The sequence below is a fragment of the Dietzia maris genome (assembly GCF_036287335.1).
Taxonomy (GTDB): domain Bacteria; phylum Actinomycetota; class Actinomycetes; order Mycobacteriales; family Mycobacteriaceae; genus Dietzia; species Dietzia cinnamea.
The window spans coordinates 390,232-412,409 of the sequence record NZ_CP143053.1 but is presented as its reverse complement, the minus strand read 5'-3'; the positions used below and the strand labels follow the sequence as shown (position 1 = coordinate 412,409).

Here is a 22,178-nt window from a genome sequence, read left to right as displayed (position 1 = left end):
CCCCTACCACGCTCCCGATTTCTGTCACGATGGTCCGGTGAGAAGACTCGGCTACGTCGCGGCGAGGCGCCTCGGCCTGGAGGTGCTCGGCTGGACGCTCGTCGCACTGGGCGTCGCCGCGCTGTTCCTGCCCGGCCCCGGACTGCTCATGCTCTTCGCCGGGACCGTCGTGCTCTCGAGACAGTACGAATGGTTCGACCGGCGGCTCCTCACGATCAAGCGGCTCGCCATGGAGGGCGCCTCCCGCGGGGTCCAGTCGTGGCCCAGGATCGCGGGCTCGCTGCTCGGCGTGGCCTGGCTGATCGGGCTGGGGCTCTTCTGGGGCATCGGGTCCGCGGTGCCGGGATGGTGGCCGCTCTCGCCGGAGCTGTGGCTGGTCGGCGGGTGGGGCACCGGCGGCACCCTCATCTTCTCGGGGCTCGTGGCGCTGGCGCTGCTCGTCTACGCCTTCCGGCGGTTCCGGGGCAGCCCGTACGACCACGAGGCCGAGGTGGTCCACGACCGTCAGCGTCGCGAGGAACGTCGCCGGGCGCGGGCCGCGCGACGCCACGCCCGCGCCGAGGTCACGCCAGGCTGAACCGTTCCTCCGCACCGACCGCGACCAGCCGCTCCTCCCCCGCCACGCGGACGCGGACCGGCGTTGCGTCGATCACGCCGTCGCGGTGCCGGATCACCACCTCGTCGCGCGTCACCGTCACGGTGAGCGGGGACCGCAGGTGGATCACCGTGAACGAGACACCGTCGATCGCGCCCGGCAGGTTCGGCTCCAGGTGGAGCATCCCGCCCTCGGCGCGCATGCCGGCGTAGAAGCGCTGCACGAGGTCGACCGTGCCCGCCATGACCCCCATGTGGATGCCCTCCCGGGTGGTGCCGCCCTGGATGTCGCCCACGTCGCTGCGCAGCGCCACCGTGAACCGCTCCCACGAGGAGTCGGGGTCGAAGCGGGCGAGGACTCCGGCGTGGGTGATGTACGACAGGGTCGACCCGTGCGAGGTCCGCTGGTCGTAGTACTCGATCGTGCGGCGGGCGGCATCCTCGGGGAACTCGTAACCGAGCCGGGTGAAGATGCGGCGCAGCTCGTCGTCACCGAACAGGAAGAACAGCATCACCGCGTCGGCCTGCTTGGCCAGCTTGTAGCGGTCCGGTGTGTCGCCCTCGGCCTTGAGGATCCGGTCGAGGCGCTGGATGTCGCCGTACTTCGCGCGGTAGGCGTCCCAGTCCAGTTCCTCGAGGTCGGCGTAGCCCTCGAACTGGCTGATGATCCCGTCGTGGAACGGCACGAACATCCGGCGGCTCATGTCCTTCCATCGCTCGATCTCCTCGTCGCGGAGCTCGAGCCGGGCGCGGACGGCGTCCGCGCGCGGTGCGGGCAGCAGGTCGAGCAGGTGTGCGGCGATGTCGCAGATCCACGCCACGAAGACGTTGGTGTAGGCGTTGTTGCGGAGGCCCCCCTCGGCGGCGCCCGGGTACTTCTCGTGGTACTCGTCCGGGCCCATCACGCCGTGGATCTCGTAGCGCTCCCGGTCGGACGAGTAGTGGGCGACGGAGGCCCAGAACCGCGCGATGCCGAGCATCAGCTCCGCGCCCTGGGACTCGAGGAACATCGTGTCCTCGGTGGTGGTGATGTACTGCCAGACGTTGTAGAAGATCGCGGCGCTGACGTGCCGCTGGTTGTGGGACAGGTCGACGTCCCACTTCCCCGACATCGGGTTGAGGTGGACCTCCTGGGTCTCCTCGGTGCCGAGCGATCCGCTCTGCCACGGGAACATGAAGCCGGCGCGGCCGGCGGCCCGGGCGGCGGCGCGCGCCTCCGCCAGACGACGGTAGCGGTACATGAGCAGGCTGCGGGTGACGCCCGGCAACCGGTACGTGAGGAACGGCAGGACGAACAACTCGTCCCAGAACACGTGGCCGCGGTAGGCCTCGCCGTTGATCCCTCGGGCGGGGACGCCGGCGTCGAGATCGGCGGTGTTGGGCGAACACGTCTGCAGGATGTGGCTGATGTGGACACGCAGGAGGTGCTGAGCCTCGTCGTCGCCGAACACCTGCACGTCGCACGCCTGCCACAGCCGGTCCCACGACTCGCGGTGGTGCGCGAGGGCGGACTCGAACGACCTCGACCTGGCCACCGAGCGGTGCGCCCGCACGAGCGTGTCGCCCGTCGCGGGGTCGCGCGAGGTGAACAGCGCCACCGACTTCTCCACGGTCACCGGCACCCCGCGCTCGAGGTCCAGGTGCAGCGTCTGTTGGACGTGGTCGGGGGTGCGGAAGTCGGTGCGGGGCACCTCGACCGGCCGGCCGGCGGCGAGAACCCGGGTCCGGGCGGCGACGCTGACCGTGACCTCGGACTGGCGGGTCCGGGTCTTGAGCGCCATCACCTCCGGCTCCGGGAACTCGGCCCCGACGGGGTGGAGGTGGGTCCCCTCGAGGTCGCGGTAGCGGGGCACGCCGTCGTTGGTGACGCGCCCGTCGATCGCGCTGACGACCTCGGCGGGCCCGGACCAGTTGAGCGGGGTGAGGGTCCACTCGAGGTAGGCGTGGTGCATCGACGCCATGGAGGTGAACCGGCGGCTGACCAGTTCGGTCTCGCGCCCCTCGCGGTCGCGGAAGCGCAGGTGCCGGGTGAGCACCGCGGCGCGGAGGTCGAGCCGGTGCCGGTAGTCGAGGATCTCCACGTCCGCGAGGCGCAGGACCTCCGCGCCGCCGACGCGGAGTTTCAGCGGCAGCCAGTTGGGCAGGTTGACCAGGTCCTCGTTGTGGACCGGGACACCGCCGAGCAGGGTGGTCGCGCGGTTGTAGAGGCCGTGGACGTAGGTGCCGGGGTAATGGACGTCGTCGGCCTCCTCCCACTCGGCCGCGCCGCGGGTGGCCATGTACCCGTTGCCGGTCGAGGTGAGGGTTTCGCGCAGGCCCTCGTCCCGGGGATCGACGCCGTCGTAGGCGAGGGTGAAGGCGGCGTCGGTGTCACCGGCGGTGCCGCTGGCGGTGTCCACAAGGCCGGTGTGCGAGATGGTCACATCAGTGACACAACCACACCCGAGCCGTCGGCGGGCGCGGTCGGCGGGCCTGTTCTCGAGATCGTCATCCCGCCGAGACCCGCCGGCTACGCCGATGGGCTATGATCTAGGTCACAGTCGGGACGGTTCGGGCCGCGCCGCGAACCCCCTTGTCGACCGTCTCGTCGGACACGGGAGTGCACCATGACCGTTCAGCTCATCGAGATCACCGAGGACGTCGCCGACCGCATGCAGATCCTCACCACGCCGACGGCCTGTCAGGTGGAGGACGCACGGATGATCATCGTCGATCTGCTCGGCTCGGCGCCCTCGTGGCCACTGGCCGTTCTGGTCGACCAGGTCTGCATGGCGTACGAGTGCCCGGACGGTGAGCGCCTGATGGTCGATCTGCGCGACCGGGAGGGACTGGCGGACGACCTGCTCCGGGACGAGCCGGCGCTCAAGCGTGTGCGGTGGGTGCGCGCCACGCGGATGGCGCTGCGCGAGCTGACCGACGCGGGAGAGGTCGTGTGGAGCCAGCCGTCGGACGATCCCGACGAGGTCGATCACCCGGAGGTGCAGGTGCTGATGTCCGGCGCCGAGCCGCGGGCCTTCCACATCTACGTGGGCGAGCCGCTGCCCGACGGGTCGGTCTCCTTGCGGTAGCGCACGGCCACCGCGAGCATCACCGCGCCGACCGCGATGAACGACAGGACGCGGAACAGGCCCGGCAGCGTGGCGAGGTCCAGCAGGAGGAGCTTCGCCAGCGCGAGCGCGCCCAGGACGAACCCGAGCCGGCGGGCGTCGGCGATGCGGGGGCTCGGGGTGAGGACCAACCACGCCGCGCAGCAGATCCACAGCACGGTCACCACGAGGTGCGCGGCGAGGAACCCGGTGCGCGCCGCGCCGGTGAGGTCGCCGATCGTCACGCCGGCGGCGACGATCATCACCGAGAAGGTGGCCAGGGCGACGACCGCGCCGACCATCGTCACGCGCCCGGCCTCGCGGGGCAGCCGGCGCCGCGCCCAGCAGGTCACGGCGATCGCGAGAGCGGTGACGGCGAGCGCGGAGACGACGTCCCAGTAGCTGAACTCGCGCACCGCGAGCCGTTCGCTGAGCGCGAGGTGCGGTTCGTTGACGCCCAGGTACACGAGCAGGGCGAGTACGGACGCGGCTCCGGCCACCCAGTGCAGCCACCTGCGGCCCCACAGCCCGGCCGCCGCGACGTACGCCAGCGCGCTGAGGGTGAGGGCGAAGCCGGTCATCTCGCGCCCGCCCAGCTCGACCCAGGTGAGCAGGAGTAGCGCGCTGCCGACGATGCCGGTCACCGCGGACAGGTGCGTGGCGTGACGGTCGCGGTCCGTGCCGCCGGCGCGGTCCGTGCCGCCGGTGCGGCCGGCGAGGACGGCGACGACCAGGTAGGCCGCGGCGAGGAGCAGGCCGTAGGGCCAGCCGGGCCGGAGGAGGTATGTGGCGGGCAGGAGGGCGAGGGGCAGTGCGGTGGGGACGACGACGAGGGCCGCGTTCTCGACGGCGGGGCTCCGGCGGAGTGAGTCGTACCAGGCCACCCCTGCTCCGACGGCGGCGAAGACGAGGGCGGTCGCGATGAGCGCCATCTGTTCGCCGCGGGAGTGGAGGGCGGCCTGCGAGAGGTATCCGGCCAGCAGGATGCCGGGGAGGACGGACCACACGACGCGGACGGCCACCCCCAGGTCGGCGGCGAGGGCGGCGGTGGCGATGCCGACGATCGCGACGAAGACCGGCAGTTCGACGTCCGTGGAGATGAACGGCGCGAGCAGCATCGTGCCCGCGGACACGAGGCACGCCAGCAGCCCCGAGGCCCACCGTTGGGCCAGCGCCATGCCGCCGAGGGCGAGTCCGCCGACGAACATGAACGCGGCCGGGACGGGGATCCACAGGTAGAGGGTGGTCGCGGCGATGATGTCGAGCATCGCGGCGGCGAGTCCGGTTCCGACGAGCGCGAGCGCGCCGGGGTTGACCGGGGTCCCGGCCGTCGGCTCGTGGCGCGCCTGAAGTCGTAGGCCTAGCGCGACGAGGACCACCGCGAGCGCGGCGGCGGCGATGACCCGCGCGATCGGCGGGAAGAGGCCGGCCTGGATGGCGACCACCAGCAGGAAGGCGATGCCGGCGAGCATGACCGACCCGCCGATCGCCGCGATGACGGTGGCGGCGGTGATCCGCGGCGCCCGCCGCGGACGCGCCTCGGCTGGCGGTGCCCACGTCTGCGGCGGCTGCGGCGGCTGCGGCGGCTGCGGCGGGCCTGTCGGCCGAGGCTGCGGCGGCGGCTGCCATGCGTGCTCGCGCGCCGGCGACTGCCACGGTCGGCCCGGGCGCACCCCGTGCGCTGGCGGTTCGGGCGCTGGCGGTCCGGGCGGCTGCCAGGGCGACCCGGGCCGGGCCGCCTGCGCGGCCTGAGCGGGACCGGCGTGCCGACCGAGCGCGATCAGCCCGGCCCGGACCTCCGCGACCTCCGCGGTGATGCGCCCGAGGCGGGCGTCGAGGTCGGCGAGGGCGCGCTGCAGGTCAGGCTGCTCGGGGTTCACCTCAGAATCATCTCCCGCCCCGGCCCCGGCGTCCATATGTCAGGCCCGGGCCCGGGCGCTACCGCCGTGCGCGCTGAGCCGCCGGTGCCGGACGCGACCGTAGTACGAGGATCACGCCGACGGCACTGACGGCCATCCCCACCACCGCCGGGAGGGTGATCGGGACACCGAACATGAGCCACACCCAGACCATGGTCGTGGGCGGAGTGAGGTACAGCAGGACGCTGGCCACGGTGGCGCCGCGAGTGCGGGTGACGAAGACGAAGAGGACGTATCCGCACAGCGTGGACAGGAATACCAGCCAGGCCACTGCCGCCCAGAAGTCGAGCTCGGCCTCGGGCGCCGCCTGACCGGTCAGCACCGCCGCGACCATCAGGACCACACCCGCGACGACGGACTGCATGGTGATGGACTGCAGCAGTGTCTCGGTGGGGCGCAGGCGCTGGGTGAGGACCGTGCCCGTGGCCAGGCTGAGCATGCCCGCGGCCGGGAACAGGTACGCCCACCACGGTGCGGTCCCCGCGTCCAGGCCGCCGGAGACGACCACCACCACGCCCGCCAGTCCGAGGGCCATACCGATCCACATGCCGGCCGTTGTGCGTTCGCCGAGCACGCGACCGGCGACGGTGGCCACGAGCAGCGGCTGGAGGGCGGCGATGAGTGCCGCGGTGCCGCCGTCTACGCCGCGCGCGACCCCCTCGAAGATCATGAACAGGAACACGGCCTGGCTGAACAGCCCGAGGACGGCCTGCCGGGCCCACGCCGTACGGTTGTCCAGTCGCACCCGCAGCACGAGGCAGACGCTCACCAGCAGCACGCCGAGGATCGAGAACCGCCAGGCCAGCAGCTGCAGCGGTGTGCCGCCGGCGCGGGTGCCGAGCTCTGCGCCGACGTAGCCGGAGCTCCACATGAGCACGAGCGCCACCGACGCCAGATGGCCGCCGTTCCGGCGGAGCGCCTGACGCGCAGACTCGGGCATCGTCACACCTTATGGAGCAGCCGCCCTCGCCGTCGTCGACCCGGGCGGCACCACCCCCTCACGCGCCCACGCCGGATTCGCGCAGCAGCGGGCGCTCGGCACCGACGGTCGCCCGAAAGCGCCGCGGGGTTTCAGGCGGGGCGGGTGTGGGGGCCGTGTCTGGGGTGGCCTGGTGGGTTGATGAGGGTGCCGTCGTCGGCGATGATGCGGTCGGCGAAGGCCTCCCACTCGCGTTCGGCGATGGCGTCGCGGGCCCGGGCCAGGGGGCCTTTGGGTCTGGTGCGGTGCTCATGCCCGGTGTCGGTGCAGATGATCAACTCACCCAGCGGCCCGGTCCGGTAGGTGTTGGTGCCGAACGTCTTCTCCCGATGATGCTTGCGGCACAAGCACACCAGATTCCACTCCAGGGTCGGCCCGCCCAGTTCCGGATCACGCTTGTTGAACGCGATCACATGATCCACGTCACAGTCCTTGGCTGGCACCGAACAGCCCGGATGGCGGCAGGTGCCGTCGCGCAGCCGGATCCGCTCGGCCATCGCCGGGGTGATCATGTACCGCAGCGCGTGCTCGGGGCTGTCCAGCGCGCCGGGGGCGGGGTCGATGAGCTCGAACCGCACACTGGCCTCATCGCCCTCCAGCAACTCCGTGCACAACCACTCGAAACTGCTGTACGTGCCGTGGACGAACTCCACCCGGTTCGGCAGACCCCGCACCGCCGAGGCGATCACACTGATCCGGATCGCCTGTCCGGCATTCGCGGCGTTACCGAGCGACGGACGCGGCAGATCCGCCCCGACCCGCACCTGTCCGAGCTCGATCCCGCACTCCTCGGCCGCCGCCGCCGCAGCCGCAGCGTCGGCGGTGCCGGTCGCGGCCGCGCCGGTGGTGGCGGTATCGCCGGCGGCGGTGTCGGGCGGGTACACCGCCAGCGCGGCCAGAGCGTCCGCGCGCAACTGATCGATCGGCCGGTCCAACCCGTCCGCGGCCGCCACCGCAGCATCGGTCTCGATCCGCCGGCGCAGCAACTCCGCATCAGCGGCGGTGAGTTTGGCCCACATCGTGGCCATCCCGTCACGCCCACCGCGGAACCGGACCCGGCGGGTCTGCGCGGCCGCCTCGGCCGCCTCGGCCGCCCCGGCCGGATCGCACCGCTCCACCGCCTCGTCGATCGCCGCATCCACCGCCGACCGGCTCGGCCGGTCCCCACCCTCGAGATCGCCGGTGAACCGGGCCAGGAGCTCGTCCTCCACGTCGGACACGATCGCATCGGGCACCTCGGCCAGACGGCACGCGATATCGATCGCCATCTGCTCCGGCATCACCCCCCGCGCCACCACCGACGCAAGGCGGGACAGGCGGGTATGGATCTGCACGCCCGCGGTGACCAGCCGCTCGGCATGCCAACACGTCAACTGACACGCCGCCACCAGATGATCACGCGCCCGCGCCGCAGGCGCCAACCGCGCATACCCCGGCCGACGCGACCCCCCGCGGCGCTGCTCGTCCTCGGTCTGCGCCGCGCGGGTGAACTGCGCGACCAGCACATACGCGGCCTCCAACCGCGTCGCACCAGCTCGGTTCTGCGCCAGCGTCGCCGCGCGAGCCGCCTCACTGACCGCCGCCATGTCCAACGCGCCCAGACCCTCAGGGACCGCGAACAACGTCCTCGCCGTCGTCACCAACCCCACCCCCCCGCCGAGCGCCACACCGAACAATGACCACCAATGTCGAACTATAGTTCGATCATACCGGCATCACGCCGAGCGCACAAGAGTTCGAATGCAACTGATCCGCGCGCGCTCCGCGCAGTTGCGCACGTAGGCGAGCGATGACCTTGTCGTCGCCCCCGTCATATTCCCCTGGGGAGGCGACGCAGCCCCGCACCCAGGTGGCGCCGCACGGCGGCCACGGTGTGCACCATTTACATAGTGTGCGTCGCACACTATGGTGTGAGACATGGACGACGAGGTAGACGCAGTACAGGGCACCCACCTCCAGGAGATCCGGCGGGGATCCGTGGTGCTGGCGAGCCTCATCGCGTGCCGGACGCCCAAGTACGGATACGGACTGCTGACCACGCTGGCCGACGTCGGCATCGTCACCGAGGCCAACACCCTGTACCCGCTGCTGCGCCGCCTGGAGGGCCAGGGCCTGCTCACGTCGACCTGGCGCACCGACGACCCCCGGCCCCGCAAGTACTACGAGACCACCGCCCTCGGCGCCGAGACCGCCGAGCGGCTGCACACCGAATGGCTGGCGCTGGGCGCCGGTTACGACGATCTGCGGAAGGCGGATGCGTGATGCCCCGACTCACCGATCGCTACATCGCCGAGGTGGTCCGCCACCTCCCCGAGGGCCAGCGCGGCGACATCTCGGAGGAGATCGCCGCGACCATCGACGACATGATCGCCGCCGAACTCGACGCCGACACCGGCCCCGACGGCCGGATCGATACCGCCACCGCCGAGCACACGGTCCTGCGTCGCCTGGGCGACCCCGCGCAGCTCGCGCGCCGGTATTCGGGCGTGCGTCAGTACCTCGTCGGGCCCGACGTCTACCCCGTGTGGTCTCGCGTTCTGCGGTGGCTTGTGCCCGTCGTCGGCACGATCGCCGCGGTGGCCGGCGGCATCCTCTACGTCTCCACCACGCCTGTCCCCCAGCTCGGCGACCTCATCGCCCAGCTCATCACCTCCGCGTCCGCCGCCCTCCTCTGGACCTTCGCGGCGTGGACACTCGTGGTGGTGATCATCGAGCGAACCACCCCGGAGGGCGCACGCAACGCGCTCTCGCGGACGCCGACCTGGGATCCGGACGACCTCGACCGCCCGGGCAGCGGAACCGACACGCGTGCCGACGCGATCGTCTCGCTCGTGATGCTGGCGCTCCTGGCCGGCGTGCCGTTCATCCCGTCGACGTTCCTCTACATCGGCCACCTCAACGGGGGCGAGCCGCTGATCAACCCGGGCATCCCGACCGGCTGGGTCGTGAGCTACCTGGTCCTGATCGGCGCGCTCGCGCTCATCCAGGTGTGGCGCCTGGCGCGGCCGGGACGGTCGCGCGGCCGCCTCGCGCTCGAGATGGCCACCGACATCGTGTTCGGCGTCTTCCTCACCGCCCTCGTCCTGAGCCAGCAGACCGTGCTGCACCCGGATCTCCTCCCCGCGGACGGCGACGGCGGCCCGGCCACCGCCATCCGCTGGGGGCTGGTCGCGGCCGTCTGGGTGATCGTGGTGTGGGACCAGGTCGAGACCGTGCGGACGTTCCGGCGCCACTCTGTGAACGAGTGACGCCGGCCCGGGCCGTCCCCCACCGCCGACGAGAAGACCCCGCCTCCTGCATCTCTGCCGGTGGCGGGGTCTCCTGCACTTGTGCGCCCGAAGGGACTCGAACCCCTAACCTCTTGATCCGTAGTCAAGTGCTCTATCCATTGAGCTACGGGCGCATATTCATATTCTTCTGTCGTGCCAGAAGTCCGGTCTCCCGGGCTTCCGGCATGGCGGAGGCGAGAGGATTTGAACCTCCGGTCCCCTTTTAGGAGGACAACTCATTAGCAGTGAGTCCCATTCGGCCGCTCTGGCACGCCTCCTGGAGGCTCTGCGAGCCAACGAGGATTTACAGTACACACACGTCCCGCCGGTTCGCAAAACGGCCGGACACCGGCCCGAGAACCGCTGGTCCTACTCTGTAGGCATGTCCCCTGACGTGCGCAGTGACCTCGACGCGATCCCCGCCTACGTGCCCGGTGCGTCCGTGCCCGGCGCCGTGAAGCTCGCGTCCAACGAGACCACCGCCGGCCCGCTGCCGAGCGTGGCCGCGGCGATCGCCGACGCTGCGGCGGCGGCCAACCGGTACCCGGACATCACCTCCCGCGCACTCGTCGAGCGCCTGGCGGACTTCCTGGACGTGGGCGCCGAGAACGTCACCGCCGGCTGCGGCTCGGTGGCCCTGTGCCAGCAGCTGGTCCAGGCGGTGTGCGCCCCGGGCGACGAGGTGATCTTCGGCTGGCGCTCCTTCGAGGCGTACCCGATCATCTCCCGCATCGCCCACGCCGTGCCCGTGTCGATCCCGAACCGCGCCGACGGGTCGCTGAACCTCGACGCGATCGCGGGGGCCGTCACCGACCGGACCCGCCTGATCTTCGTCTGCACCCCCAACAACCCCACGGGGCCGGCCGTTCCGCGCGCGGAACTGCGCGCGTTCCTGGACCGTGTCCCCGAGCGGGTCACGGTGGCGCTGGACGAGGCCTATGTGGAGTACGTGAGGGGCGACGACGACGACAAGGTGGACGGTGTCGCGGAGGTGATGGCCCGTCGCAATGTGGTCTCCTTGCGCACCTTCTCCAAGGCGTACGGGCTCGCCGGCCTGCGCGTCGGCTACCTCGTCGGGCCCGTCGACCTGGTGGTGCCGGTGGCGAAGATGGTCGTGCCGTTCTCCGTGAGTTCGCTGGCCCAGTCCGCGGCGATCGCCTGCCTGGAGGCCGGGGACGAACTGCGGGCGCGCACCGACGCGGTCGTCGCCGAGCGTTCGCGGGTGCGCGACGCGCTGCTCGACATGGGCCACGCGGTCCCGGACACCCAGGCCAACTTCGTCTGGCTCCCGCTCGCGGAGGCCGCGTCCGACTTCGACGCCCACTGCCGCGACCACCGCGTCGTCACTCGGTGCTTCGCCGGCGACGGGGTGCGGGTGACGATCGGCGACCCGGACGAGAACGACCGGTTCCTCGCGGCCGCCCGCAAATTCGTGACCAGAATGTGATGCTTCCGGCGGGGTCCCGTGACCTCGCGGCGGCACGATGGGTCGGGTTTGGACGCGACGTCCCGGTCGTCGCGCCCGTCCCGCGAGAGCCGTGGGTCACGATCCCCCAGGAGTCGGTGTGCAGCTGCGAGGTCCCCGCCGTGAGGCGAGTCCCGCAGCCCCGCCCACGCCCACATCCCGACGCCCCGCCCGCCGGGCACTGATCCCCCTCGCCCTCGCGCCCCTCGTGTCCGCGCTGGTCGCCGTGCCGGGTGCCGACGCCCGGACCAGCGAGACCGGGCGTCCGTGGAGCCCGGCCGCCGAGACCACGACCGTGCGGATCCTCGGGATCGGCGAGTTCTCCGGCGCGCTCTCCCGCCCCGTCGGCTTCCAGGGCGAACTGCGGGACGGCTCCGGTAACGTCCGACCGGCCGGCGGCGGTCCCCACCTCGCCGCCACGATCGGCAAGCTCCGCGCCCAGGCCGAGAACACGCTGTTGCTCGCCACTGGCGACTCGATCGGTGGGACCGCGACCGAGGCCGGGCTCCTGGGCGACCGTCCGACCGTCGAGTTCTTCAACCGGCTCGGCGTGGACGGGGCCGGCATCGGCCGGCGCGAGCTGGAGAAGGGCGCCGACCACGTCCGCTCACTGGTCAAGCCGGGTTGCCTCACGGAGGAGGACTGTCGGGTCGACCCGCCCCTGCCGCCCTTCCGCGGTGCGGCCTTCCCGTTCCTGGCCTCCAACGTGATCCCGTCGCACGACGCGGCCCCGACGTTCCCGTTCGCCATCCACCGCGTCGGCGACGTCCGGGTGGGGGTCGTGGCGGTCACCGCGCCGTCCGAGTCCGTCCCCGAGACCACGACCCGCCTGGCGGACCCGTTCCGGGCGATCGATGAGACCGTCGAGTCGCTGCGGTTCCTCGGCGTCGAGACGATCGTCGCCCTGGTCCAGTCCGATACGGCCCACGGCAACCTCGACCCCGGCTCGTGCCCCGAGGCCCTCACCGACCTCGAACTGGTCGAGGACCTCAACCCGACCGTCGACGCCCTCATCGTCGGCGCCTCCGGGGGCCCGGCCACGTGCCGCGTCTTCGACTCGGAGAACGACGAGCGGATCGTCGTGGCGCCGGCGTCCCACGGCCGGTCGGTCACGGTCGTCGACCTCGCCGTCGACACCGCCACCGGAGACGTGGTCCGCCCGCAGACCTCGGCGTTCAACCAGACGGTCAACCTGGATATCGAGCCCGACCCCGGGACCGAGGAACTCGTCCGCCAGGCACAGGCCGCCGCGGCGCCCGAGGCCCGCGAGGTCATCGGCACCGCCGACGAGACGATCAGCCGCGCCATGAACGCCGACGGGGAGTCCCCGCTGGCCGACCTCATCGCCGATGCGCAGCTCTCCGCCACCCGCGGCCGGGGCGCGCAGCTCGCCGTGTCCAACCCCGACTCGCTGCGCACCGATCTGCCCGCGGGCCCGCTCGACTACGCCACCCTGCACACCGTGCAGCCGTACGGCGACCGCCTGTACCTGGTCACCGTCACCGGCGGGGAACTCCGCGCCGCCTTCAACCACTTCGCCGACGACATCGGCCGCAACGGCCCCGCGGTGTCGGCCAACGTGCGCTACACCGTCGACGCCGGGCGGCCCGCGGGCGACCGGGTGACGGAGATAGAGGTCGACGACGAGCCGATCGATCCCCGGCGGGAGTACACCGTCGTGGTGAGCGAGTTCCTCTCCTCCCCGGAGTGGGGCGGCTCGGTGTTGGCCGAGCGCGGGGACCGCCGAGAGGCCGGCCTGACCGATCTCGACGCGGTGATCCGCTACGCGACCGATGCGGGCCCGTTGCGGGCGCCCGAGCCCGGCCGCGTCCGCGTGATCGACTGACAGCAGATCCGCGTACCCGGGCGCGGAGGAAGCCGGGGACACCCACTACGCCGAATCGCTCCACATATTTGTAAGATGGGTTTCACTCTCCGCACCGTCGGCCACACGTCCGCGCTTCGCTGACGTGCCCCCATGGAGAAAAAGGGATTACAGCCTTATTTACTCCTGAGGAAGTGGGCGCCATGTCAGGGCGAGATCCGAGCAGATACAGACGGCCGGCCGTGCTCGGCGCGGCCCTGACGGTCGGCTCGATGTTCCTCGCGGGATGCATGGCGACGAGCGCGGCCCCTGCGGTCGAACCGACGTACGCGGGTCCCGTCCGGCTGGACGAGGTGACGGTACAGCGCTTCGAGTATCCCACCCGCTATCCCGCCCCCGACCCGGAGCACAACTGGGCCGACCTCTACCTACCGGCAGGTGACCAGAAGGTCGACTCCATCCCTCTTGCCGTGCTCATCCACGGCGGGTCCTGGCACAAGGAGAGCGGGGCGGGCTCGTTCGATCACCTGGCCCGCGATCTCGCCAGCCGCGGGATGGCGGTCTACAACGTCGAGTACCGGCACATCGGGTCGGGCGGCGGCTGGCCCGTCACCTTCCGCGACGTGGCCGACGCGCTCGACCACGTCACCGAGGTCGACAGAAGGTTCCCGCAGATCACGACCGACGACGAGGTGGTGGTGGGCCACAGCAGCGGCGCACAACTCGCCGTCTGGGCGGCGACCCGACATCGGCTCGAGGACGGGGAGGTGGGCTCCAAGCCGAGCTTCCGCCCCACCCGCGCCATCTCGATCGCCGGGCCACTGGACATGACCTACGGGGCCACCCACGGGGATGACAGGATCGTCACCCTGCTCGGGGGCACACCCGACGAGGTGTCGAGCCGATACACATCGGTGGATCCCATCCAGAACATCGACACGGGCACCCCGGTGATCGCCCTGCACGGCAGGCAGGACGCGACCGTGGCGCCGGAGAACTCCCAGCGCTACGTCGACGAGGTCGATCGCCGGGGCGGCAGGGCCAAGGTCGTCATGTTCGAGGACGAGGACCACACCTCGATCGTGTCGGGCAAGTCCCGCTCCTACACGCGGATCCTCGAGATCATCCGCTACGTCTCGGCGTCCGATCTGCGCGAGACCACCGCCTGACCCGGCAATCGAGAACCGGGCCCCTTGCGGAAGTGGAGGGATTTGAACCCCCGGTGCTGTTCAGGCACGCTCGCTTTCAAGGCGAGTGCATTCGGCCGCTCTGCCACACTTCCCCGCCGCCGGCCACGACACGCGCGGCCACACCCGTTCCACGTGGAACCGGCTGTACGACGTCGCCCATGCTAGTTCACCTCACCCGCCCTCACCCAGCCCGGCTACGGTCGAGGGTATGAAGGCCATCGCGTACGACAACGGTCCCGACTCCCTGTATCTGACCGAGGTCGCCGATCCGGTCCCGGCCGCGGGTGAGGTGATCATCGACGTGGCGGCGTCGGCCGTCAACCGTGCCGACCTCCTGCAGACCAAGGGGCTTTACCCGCCGCCGCCCGGCGCCTCGGAGATCCCGGGCCTGGAGTGCTCCGGACGCATCTCGGCGGTCGGCGAGGGCGTGGAGGGCCCGGCGGTCGGCGACGAGGTGTGCGCCCTGCTGGCCGGCGGTGGGTACGCCGAGAGGGTCGCCGTCCCGGCGGGCCAGGTCATGCCCGTTCCGGAGGGTGTCTCGCTGCACGAGGCGGCGTCGCTTCCCGAGGTGGCGTGCACGGTGTGGTCCAACCTGGCGATGACGGGCGGGCTCGGTCGGGGCGTCCTCGCGGCGGACGCGCACTGGGGCGGGACCGAGCTGGGCGCACCGCGGGTGCTGATCCACGGCGGCGCGGGTGGCATCGGCTCCCACGCGATCCAGGTGTGCCGCGTGCTCGGCGCCCGGGTCGCCACCACGGCCGGCGGGCCGGAGAAGGTGGCGATGTGCCGCGAGTTGGGCGCCGAGCTGGTGATCGACTACCGGGACGAGGACTTCGTCGAACGGGTCGGGGAATGGACCGACGACGACGAGAGGGGCAGAGGCGTCGACCTGATCCTCGACGTGATGGGCGCGAAGTACCTCGAGCCGAACATCGCGTCCCTGGCGCCGGACGGTCGCGTGGTCGTCATCGGACTCCAGGGCGGGGTCAAGGGGGAGCTCAATCTGGGCATGTTGTTGCCCAGGAGGGCCGGCGTCCTCGCCACGAACCTCCGGGCGCGGCCGGTGGACGGCCCCGGCGGGAAGACCGGCATCTGCCAGGAGGTCGTGGATCACGTGTGGCCGATGATCGCCGCCGGCGATGTCACCACGAGGGTCTCGCGCGAGATCCCCCTGGAGCGGGCGGCCGAGGCGCTGGCCCTGCTGGAGTCCGGGGAATCGCACGGGAAGATCCTGCTGACCGTCGACGGGGTCTAGTCTCGGGGTCACGACACGGGGTGCCGCCCAGAAGGGGGCGGCTGAGATGAGACCCGTCGAACCTGCTCCGGGTAATGCCGGCGAAGGGATGTCCCATGCTGCATATCAATGCGTTCCTGTTCGGATGCGGCCACCACTCGGCCGCATGGCGCCGACCCGACTCCCCGGTGGAGCGACTGGGCGACATCGCCTACTGGGAGGAGCTGGCCCGGACGGCCGAGCGGGGCTGCCTCGACGCGGTGTTCTTCGCCGACGGCCACTCCGTCGGAGATCCCGCCAGCGGCTCGTGGTGGTTCCTGGAGCCGTTGACCGCACTGTCGGCGATGGCGCGCGCGACCCGGCACGTGGGGTTGGTGAGCACCGTGTCCACTACGTTCTTCACACCGTTCCACGCCGCCCGCATGCTGGCGTCGCTCGACCACATCAGCGGTGGACGGGTCGGCTGGAACGTGGTGACCTCCATGTTCGACGCGGAGGCGCGCAACCACGGGATGGCCGCCCTGCCGGGGCACACCGAGCGGTACGAGCGGGCCGAGGAGTTCGTGCAGGCCGCCCTCGCCCTGTGGGAGTCGTGGGACGCCGACGCGCTGGTCCTCGACCGTGGCGGACTGTGGGCCGATCCGGCGAAGGTGCGGGCGGTGCACCACGCGGGCGAGCACTTCCTGGTGGACGGACCACTCACCGTGCCGCGGTCGCCGCAGGGCCGGCCGGTGCTGTTCCAGGCCGGGTCGTCGGATCCGGGCCGGGACCTGGCGGCGCGGCACGCCGAGGGGATCTACGCCGTCGCGTACGACGACGAGTCCGCGTCGGCGTACGCCGCGGACCTGAGGCGGCGGGCGCGGGCGGCGGGCAGGGACGCGGACTCGCTGGTCGTGATGCCCGGACTGGTGACGTATGTCGGGTCGACTGTGGCGGAAGCCCGTCAGAAGAAGGCCGAGCTCGACGCCCTGCTGCCGGTCGAGGAGTCGTTGGCCCAGCTGTCGATGTTCACCGGGCAGGACTGCTCCGACTGGGAGCTCGACGCGCCTGTTCCGGAGTTGCCGCCGCTGGCCGAGTTCGCGGGACCGCAGGGCCGCTACGAGACCATCCTCCGGATCATCAGCAAGGACTCGCCCACCGTGCGTGAGCTGCTGGGTACCCTCGCGGCGGGCGGCGGGCACTGCACGATGCTCGGCACGCCCGAATCGATCGCGGACGAGATCGAGCGCTGGTACCGGGCGGGCGCGGCCGACGGGTTCAACCTCATGCCTCCGAGTTACCCGGACGGTCTGGAGGATTTCGTGGATCTCGTGATCCCGGTCCTGCAGCGCCGCGGACTGTTCCGGACGAGCTACGACGGGGCGTCGACCCTCCGAGAGCTACTCGCCCGGTGAGCCGGCGGCGGCAGCCGGTCCAGCGCCTCCAACGTCTCGTCGCACCACCTCAGCCAGGCCCGCTCCTCCTCGATCCCCAGCGAGAGGACGCGGTGCTGGAGGACGCCCCGCGGATCGGACGGGTCGACGGCGGAGAAGTCCCGCTTCTCGATTTCGCGGTACCGCTCGAGATTGTCCTGCCGCCGGGCGCGGTGGTGCTCGAGGGCGCGACGGACCTCGTCGGTCCGGCCCGTGGCGGCGGCGGCCCGGACGCGGACGGCGAGGGTCGACCGCGTCACGTCCGGGGCGTCGTCCTCGCCGATCCACTCGACCAGCGATCGGCGGCCGTCGTCGGTGACCGCGAACCGCCTGGGTTGTCCGCGCCGGGGCGGGCCGTCCCGTGGCAGTTCCCGGATCAGGCCCGCCGAGGCCAGCCGGTCGAGTTCGCGGTAGATCTGCTGGTGGGTGGCGGGCCAGAAGTACCCGATCGACCTGTCGAAGCGTCGGGCGAGTTCGATCCCGCTGCCCTCCCGCTCGGTGAGCGAGGTGAGGATCGCGAACCTCAGCGACATCGGCTCAGCGCAGCGCGCCGACGCCGGCGGTGAGGGCGTCCAGCGCCTCGTCGTATTCGCCCCGCAGGCGGTCGACCAGGTCGCGGACGGTGCCGGTGGAGCGGACGGCGCCCACGCCCTGTCCGGCGCCCCAGATGTCGCGCCACGCCTTGGAGTCGTTCGACCCGCCGGAGCCGAAGTCCATGGCCGACGGGTCCGACTCCGGTAGGTTGTCCGGGTCCAGGCCGGCGGCCTCGATGCTGCCCCGCAGGTAGTTGCCGTGGATGCCCGTGAACAGGTTGCTGTAGACGATGTCGTCGGCCGTACTGTCGACGATCATCTGCTTATACTCCGGCGTGGCCCGCGATTCCTCCGTCGCCAGGAACGCGGAGCCGACGTAGGCGAGGTCCGCGCCCGCCGCCTGCGCGGCGAGGATCGACCGCCCGTGGGCGATCGCCCCGGACAGCAGCAGCGGCCCGTCGAACCACTCGCGGATCTCCTGCACCAGCGCGAACGGGGACTGCGTGCCGGCGTGGCCCCCGGCCCCGGCGGCCACCGCGACGAGCCCGTCCGCGCCCTTCTCGACGGCCTTGCGGGCGAACCGGTCGTTGATCACGTCATGCAGGACGATGCCGCCGTACGAATGGACGGCCTCGTTGACCTCCTCGCGCGCACCGAGGGAGGTGATGACGATCGGCACCTCGTGCTCGACGACGGTGGCCAGGTCCTGCTCGAGCCGATCATTGGAGCGATGGACGATCTGGTTGACCGCGAACGGGGCGACGTACCGGTCGGGATTCGCGGCGGCGAACGCCTCGTTGCTCTCCCGCACCTGCTCGATCCACTCGGCCAGCGCCGACTGCGGCCGCGCGTTGAGCGCCGGGAACGACCCGATCACCCCCGCCTGACACTGCGCGGCCACCAGCTCGGGGCCGGAGTAGATGAACATCGGCGAGGCGACCACCGGGACGGTGAGCGGGCCGGCGAGCACGGAGGGAAGGGCCATGAGCAGTCCTTTCGAGAGCGGGGCGGAGCAGACTTCTCCCCCGACCGTACGGTCGCGCCGGCTTTTGTGCAACTAGTTGCACAAAAGACGTCCGCCTCGCGTCAGCGACAGAACCCACACCTCACGGACGGGAATCGCGGTCTAGGACAGCTCCGCGAAGCGTTCGGTGTCGCGCACCTTTCCGGAGACGATGATGGTGTCCCCCGGGTGCAGGATCGTGTCGGCGGCGGCGTAGGTGAAGCCCTCCCCGGGACGCTTGATCGCCACCACGGTCACGCCGTGGTCCGTGCGGATCGAGGTCGCACCGAGACTGCGACCCGTCGCGAACGCGGGGGCGGTCGTCTTGACCATGGCGAATCCGTCATCGAACTCGATGTAGTCGATCATCCGGCCGCGGACCAGGTGGGCCACCCGCTTGCCCATGTCGTGTTCCGGCCGCACGACATGATGCACACCGATCTGCGTGAGAATCTTGGCGTGAGAGTTGCTGATCGCCTTGGCCCACACGTTCGCCACGCCCATATTGATCAGGGCCGAGGCGGTCAGCAGGCTGGCCTCGAGGTCGGAGCCGATCCCCACCACCGCGCGATCGAACTCGTGCACCGACAACTGACGTAGGGACTCCTCGTCCGTGGTGTCGGCCACCACCGCGTGCGTGAGGCGGTTGGCGATCTTCTGCACGACCGCATCGCTCGCGTCGACGCCCAACACCTCCGCGCCCTGGGACATCAACTCCAGAGCGAGCGACTTGCCGAACCGACCCAGACCGAGCACTGCCACGGCGTCCGGCGCTGATTTCCTAGCCAATGAGAGGCCTTTCTGCGGGAAGGTCGTACCGTCGTCCGCGCTGGCGAGCGGCCAGGGCACTGACCATGGTGATCGGGCCGATCCGGCCCAGGTACATCAGTCCGATCAGTATCCACTGACCCCACTCGGGAAGCTGCGCGGTGATGCCGGTGGACAGCCCCACCGTGGCGAACGCGGAGGTGACCTCGAACAGCAGTTCATTAAGCCCGAACGGCGTCCCCGCCAGGAGCACGATGGTCGAGACCGTCACCAATCCGATACCGATGAGGGCCACGGCCAACGCCTGGCGCTGGACGCGGGTGTCCACACGACGGTCGAAGATCGTGACCGTCTTCTCGCCCCGCACCTCGGCGACCATGACGAACAGCAGAAGTGCGAAGGTCGTCACCTTGATCCCGCCCGCAGTGCCTCCGCTGCCGCCTCCGATGAACATCAACACGTCGGTCACGAGCAGGGTGGCATCGTCCATCTGCGCGTAGTCGACGCTGTTGAAGCCGGCGGTTCTGGGCATCGTCCCCTGGAACGCGGCCACCAGGACCTTGTCGGCGAAACCGAACGATTGCAGCGTGCGGGTCCACTCCAGCGCCAGGACCGCCGCGAACCCCGCCAGCAGCAGGATCACCGTGACGTGCACGGTCAGCCGGGTGTGCAGGCTCCACCGCGGGTGCTCCCTGGCCGCCGACCCGGACCGACGGATGCGCCGCCCCACCTCGAACAGGACCGGGAAGCCCAACCCGCCCAGGATCACGGCCACCATCAACGGCACACAGATCCACGGATCGGTGGCGAAGCCGATCACGTTGTCGCTGTACAGCGCGAACCCGGCGTTGTTGAACGCCGAGACCGAATGGAACACGCCCAGCCACAGCGACCGCAGCACCGGCTCGTCGTACCCGACCGCGAAACGAATCGCCAGCGCCGCCGCGGTGACCGCCTCGATCAGCAGACTCATCCGGACCACGCCCACGACCACGCCCCGCACGTCGCCGAGTTCGGCCGCCCGGGCCTCGGCGGCGGTGTTCAACCGTGCCTTGAGTCCGATCCGGTGCGCCAACATCAGCCCCACCAACGAGGCCATGGTCATGATCCCCAGGCCACCGACCTGGATCAGCCCCAGAATGACCGCCTGACCGAATCCCGACCAGTGCACAGGGGTGTCCACCACGATCAACCCGGTCAAGCACATCGCCGACGTCGCCGTGAACAGCGCTGCGGTCACACTGGTGGCGCCGCCGGACGCCACCGCCGCGGGCAGCAGCAGCAACCCGGTCCCCACCGCGATCGCCGCAGCGAAACTCAGGGCGACGACCCGGACCGGACTCAACGTCGCCCAGCCCGCCCACCGCCGCATCACAGACGGTGACACCCGCCCATACGCAGTCACGAGGTCAGACAGTAGACCTCGGCGCCCCCGATGAACAGTAGGTGTTCGCGCCCGGTGATCCGCCTGCGTATCACCGCAGCGTGCGGCCCACGACCCCCGCGTAGATCTCCTGCGCCAACCGCTCCGCGCCCTCCACGAGCGCGGCGACGGCGGCCGGATCGACGCCACCCGCCGCGGGCACCCCGGAGACGACGGAGCGCGGGTCCTCGTCCGCCGCCACAGAACTCCACCGCGACCCGGCGGCGAGCAGCGACCCGTGCTTGACGTCGTAGTAGGCCGACCCCGACCGCAATGCCACCCCGGAGGCCCCGCGGGCCGCCGCGAAGAGATGCGGATGGAAACGGGTGGTCAGCCAGACTTGCCCAGGCCGGGCGGGCAGACCCGTAGCCCACAGTTCCTGGAACGGTACGAAACGCGCACGGGCCAACCGCAGGTCAGCCAGGGCGCGGCCCACCTCGTCGTCGTCGCTGTCTCCGCCCCGTCCACCGTCGGCACCGGACGCGGCCGCGGCGCGCGCACACACCCTGTCCCACACCACCCGGTCCCCACCGGGGATCGACTCGACGACGGTGATCCGCTCGCCCGGCACCGCCCACGCGGCGAGGATCCGCGCGACGGTGGCGGCGAGGACCTCCGGCTCCACCAGGTCGGACTGGGCGCAGAGCACCAGGTCGCGGCACGCGTCCGGGTCGGGCGAGTAGACGGGGTGGTCGCCGGCCTCGACGACACCCGCCGCCGACAGGGCGAGCCAGCCGTCGTCGGCCACGTGGCGGACCGGCACCCCCGTGCCCGCGAGGAGCTCGAACGAGTCGGCGTCACGGACGGTGACCAGGTCGTAGTCGCGCAACGCCCCCGCCAACCGTCCGGCGTCCCCGCACGGCACGAACCCCTGACCGGTGGCCACCACGCGCGCGCCCGCCGCCCGGCCGGCCTCCCCCGCCGCCGCGACCACGCCCAGGTGATGCGGCCACAGGTCGTTGACGAAGCCGCCGCCGATGAGGTGGACCACAGACGCGCTGCGTAGCAGGTCGATTCCCGTGGCCAGCGCCGGACGCAGCCCGGGGTCGCCCATCGCGGCGCGGCAGAACCCGATCGCCTCGTCGGCGCCGGTGTGCTCGGAGGCCAGGCGCCACAGGGTGTCGGTGAAGAGCACGTCCGGGTGCTCGGAATGGTGCAGGACCGCCACCTGGCCGGGCGTGTGGCAGTCCACCACGACGGGCGTCCCCGGCAGTGCGTGCCGCAGGTAGCGCAGCCACCCCGCCAACAGCTGCTCGTCGCCGTGGTTGGGGTGGCCGGCCGGAGCGACGAGGTACACGGGCCGGTGGCCCTCCCGCGGCCGGCCCCACCGCGCGTCCGCGGTGGCGCGCACGGCGTCGAGCCGGCGTCGGGCCCGTCGTCTCAGGCGGGCGGCGGGCGCGGCTCGGCGAGTCGGCGTCATGACGTCAACCCTGCCGCACCCCCGTGGGGCCCCGCCGCCCGGGTCAGACCGCCGCCGG

At 71.4% G+C, this 22,178-nt stretch carries 18 protein-coding genes, 3 tRNA genes and 1 riboswitch; of the genes, 9 read left to right on the top strand and 12 right to left on the bottom strand.

Annotated features, from left to right (window positions below):
• Window positions 1–37: 37 nt before the first annotated feature.
• The gene (locus VYL96_RS01815; RefSeq protein WP_131886204.1) at window positions 38–577 is read left to right on the top strand and encodes a PGPGW domain-containing protein; all 540 of its coding nucleotides are present in this window, start codon (window positions 38–40) and stop codon (window positions 575–577) included.
• Here VYL96_RS01815 and VYL96_RS01810 read toward each other — a convergent pair.
• Window positions 564–3,017, bottom strand: coding sequence for a glycoside hydrolase family 65 protein (locus tag VYL96_RS01810; RefSeq protein WP_131886203.1), 2,454 nt, complete (start codon window positions 3,015–3,017; stop codon window positions 564–566). The two genes, VYL96_RS01815 and VYL96_RS01810, sit on opposite strands and share 14 nt — an antisense overlap.
• Window positions 3,018–3,200: 183 nt before the next feature.
• Between VYL96_RS01810 and VYL96_RS01805 the strand changes: the two genes are divergently transcribed.
• Entirely contained in the window at window positions 3,201–3,662 is a 462-nt protein-coding gene (locus tag VYL96_RS01805; RefSeq protein WP_061229920.1) for a hypothetical protein, read from the top strand.
• Here the strand turns inward: VYL96_RS01805 and VYL96_RS01800 are convergent.
• The 3 genes from VYL96_RS01800 to VYL96_RS01790 all read right to left on the bottom strand — a co-directional run bounded on the left by VYL96_RS01800 (window position 3,617) and on the right by VYL96_RS01790 (window position 8,164).
• On the bottom strand, window positions 3,617–5,560 hold the full coding sequence (locus VYL96_RS01800; protein WP_131886202.1) for a DUF2339 domain-containing protein: 1,944 nt from the start codon (window positions 5,558–5,560) through the stop codon (window positions 3,617–3,619). The two genes, VYL96_RS01805 and VYL96_RS01800, sit on opposite strands and share 46 nt — an antisense overlap.
• Before the next feature lie 58 nt (window positions 5,561–5,618).
• Window positions 5,619–6,539 (bottom strand): DMT family transporter, encoded by a 921-nt coding sequence (locus VYL96_RS01795; RefSeq protein ID WP_131886201.1) that lies wholly within the window; start codon window positions 6,537–6,539, stop codon window positions 5,619–5,621.
• Between the two features lie 131 nt (window positions 6,540–6,670).
• The gene (locus VYL96_RS01790) at window positions 6,671–8,164 is read right to left on the bottom strand and encodes an HNH endonuclease signature motif containing protein (protein WP_407935078.1); all 1,494 of its coding nucleotides are present in this window, start codon (window positions 8,162–8,164) and stop codon (window positions 6,671–6,673) included.
• Window positions 8,165–8,495: 331 nt separating this feature from the next.
• Between VYL96_RS01790 and VYL96_RS01785 the strand changes: the two genes are divergently transcribed.
• Window positions 8,496–8,840 carry a PadR family transcriptional regulator gene (locus VYL96_RS01785; RefSeq protein ID WP_007633348.1) on the top strand — a complete coding sequence of 115 codons (345 nt, stop codon included), beginning with the start codon at window positions 8,496–8,498 and terminating at the stop codon, window positions 8,838–8,840.
• Entirely contained in the window at window positions 8,840–9,826 is a 987-nt protein-coding gene (locus VYL96_RS01780; RefSeq protein ID WP_061229477.1) for an HAAS signaling domain-containing protein, read from the top strand. Before VYL96_RS01785 ends, VYL96_RS01780 begins: the two co-directional genes overlap by 1 nt.
• Before the next feature lie 82 nt (window positions 9,827–9,908).
• Here VYL96_RS01780 and VYL96_RS01775 read toward each other — a convergent pair.
• Window positions 9,909–9,981: transfer RNA gene (locus tag VYL96_RS01775), tRNA-Arg, on the bottom strand.
• A gap of 52 nt (window positions 9,982–10,033) precedes the next feature.
• A tRNA-Ser gene (locus VYL96_RS01770) sits at window positions 10,034–10,125 on the bottom strand.
• Between the two features lie 104 nt (window positions 10,126–10,229).
• Between VYL96_RS01770 and VYL96_RS01765 the strand changes: the two genes are divergently transcribed.
• The 3 genes from VYL96_RS01765 to VYL96_RS01755 all read left to right on the top strand — a co-directional run bounded on the left by VYL96_RS01765 (window position 10,230) and on the right by VYL96_RS01755 (window position 14,306).
• The gene (locus tag VYL96_RS01765; RefSeq protein WP_007633350.1) at window positions 10,230–11,294 is read left to right on the top strand and encodes a histidinol-phosphate transaminase; all 1,065 of its coding nucleotides are present in this window, start codon (window positions 10,230–10,232) and stop codon (window positions 11,292–11,294) included.
• 118 nt (window positions 11,295–11,412) lie between these two features.
• The gene (locus tag VYL96_RS01760; RefSeq protein ID WP_232303201.1) at window positions 11,413–13,158 is read left to right on the top strand and encodes a bifunctional metallophosphatase/5'-nucleotidase; all 1,746 of its coding nucleotides are present in this window, start codon (window positions 11,413–11,415) and stop codon (window positions 13,156–13,158) included.
• A gap of 221 nt (window positions 13,159–13,379) precedes the next feature.
• Window positions 13,380–14,306: an alpha/beta hydrolase family protein gene (locus tag VYL96_RS01755; protein ID WP_083961735.1), complete on the top strand. Its 927-nt coding sequence runs from the start codon at window positions 13,380–13,382 to the stop codon at window positions 14,304–14,306.
• A 27-nt stretch (window positions 14,307–14,333) separates the two neighbouring features.
• On the opposite strand, the gene VYL96_RS01750 is transcribed toward VYL96_RS01755, so the two are convergent.
• Window positions 14,334–14,419: transfer RNA gene (locus VYL96_RS01750), tRNA-Ser, on the bottom strand.
• Window positions 14,420–14,535: 116 nt separating this feature from the next.
• Between VYL96_RS01750 and VYL96_RS01745 the strand changes: the two genes are divergently transcribed.
• Window positions 14,536–15,582 (top strand): NAD(P)H-quinone oxidoreductase, encoded by a 1,047-nt coding sequence (locus VYL96_RS01745; protein WP_061917616.1) that lies wholly within the window; start codon window positions 14,536–14,538, stop codon window positions 15,580–15,582.
• Window positions 15,583–15,588: 6 nt separating this feature from the next.
• A riboswitch (TPP riboswitch) is annotated at window positions 15,589–15,688 on the top strand.
• Complete coding sequence (locus VYL96_RS01740) at window positions 15,678–16,955, top strand: LLM class flavin-dependent oxidoreductase (RefSeq protein WP_061917619.1); 1,278 nt, start codon at window positions 15,678–15,680, stop codon at window positions 16,953–16,955. Its footprint overlaps the riboswitch before it by 11 nt.
• On the opposite strand, the gene VYL96_RS01735 is transcribed toward VYL96_RS01740, so the two are convergent.
• From VYL96_RS01735 to VYL96_RS01715, 5 genes are all read right to left on the bottom strand, one after another.
• The gene (locus tag VYL96_RS01735) at window positions 16,913–17,506 is read right to left on the bottom strand and encodes a PadR family transcriptional regulator (protein ID WP_061229483.1); all 594 of its coding nucleotides are present in this window, start codon (window positions 17,504–17,506) and stop codon (window positions 16,913–16,915) included. The two genes, VYL96_RS01740 and VYL96_RS01735, sit on opposite strands and share 43 nt — an antisense overlap.
• Before the next feature lie 4 nt (window positions 17,507–17,510).
• Window positions 17,511–18,491 carry an NAD(P)H-dependent flavin oxidoreductase gene (locus VYL96_RS01730; RefSeq protein ID WP_061229484.1) on the bottom strand — a complete coding sequence of 327 codons (981 nt, stop codon included), beginning with the start codon at window positions 18,489–18,491 and terminating at the stop codon, window positions 17,511–17,513.
• Window positions 18,492–18,632: 141 nt separating this feature from the next.
• A complete protein-coding gene (locus VYL96_RS01725) occupies window positions 18,633–19,271 on the bottom strand; it encodes a potassium channel family protein (protein ID WP_061229485.1) in 639 nt (212 codons plus the stop codon).
• Between the two features lie 19 nt (window positions 19,272–19,290).
• Window positions 19,291–20,649 carry a TrkH family potassium uptake protein gene (locus VYL96_RS01720; protein WP_061229486.1) on the bottom strand — a complete coding sequence of 453 codons (1,359 nt, stop codon included), beginning with the start codon at window positions 20,647–20,649 and terminating at the stop codon, window positions 19,291–19,293.
• Between the two features lie 103 nt (window positions 20,650–20,752).
• Entirely contained in the window at window positions 20,753–22,120 is a 1,368-nt protein-coding gene (locus VYL96_RS01715; RefSeq protein WP_109148463.1) for a polysaccharide pyruvyl transferase family protein, read from the bottom strand.
• Window positions 22,121–22,178: the final 58 nt, after the last annotated feature.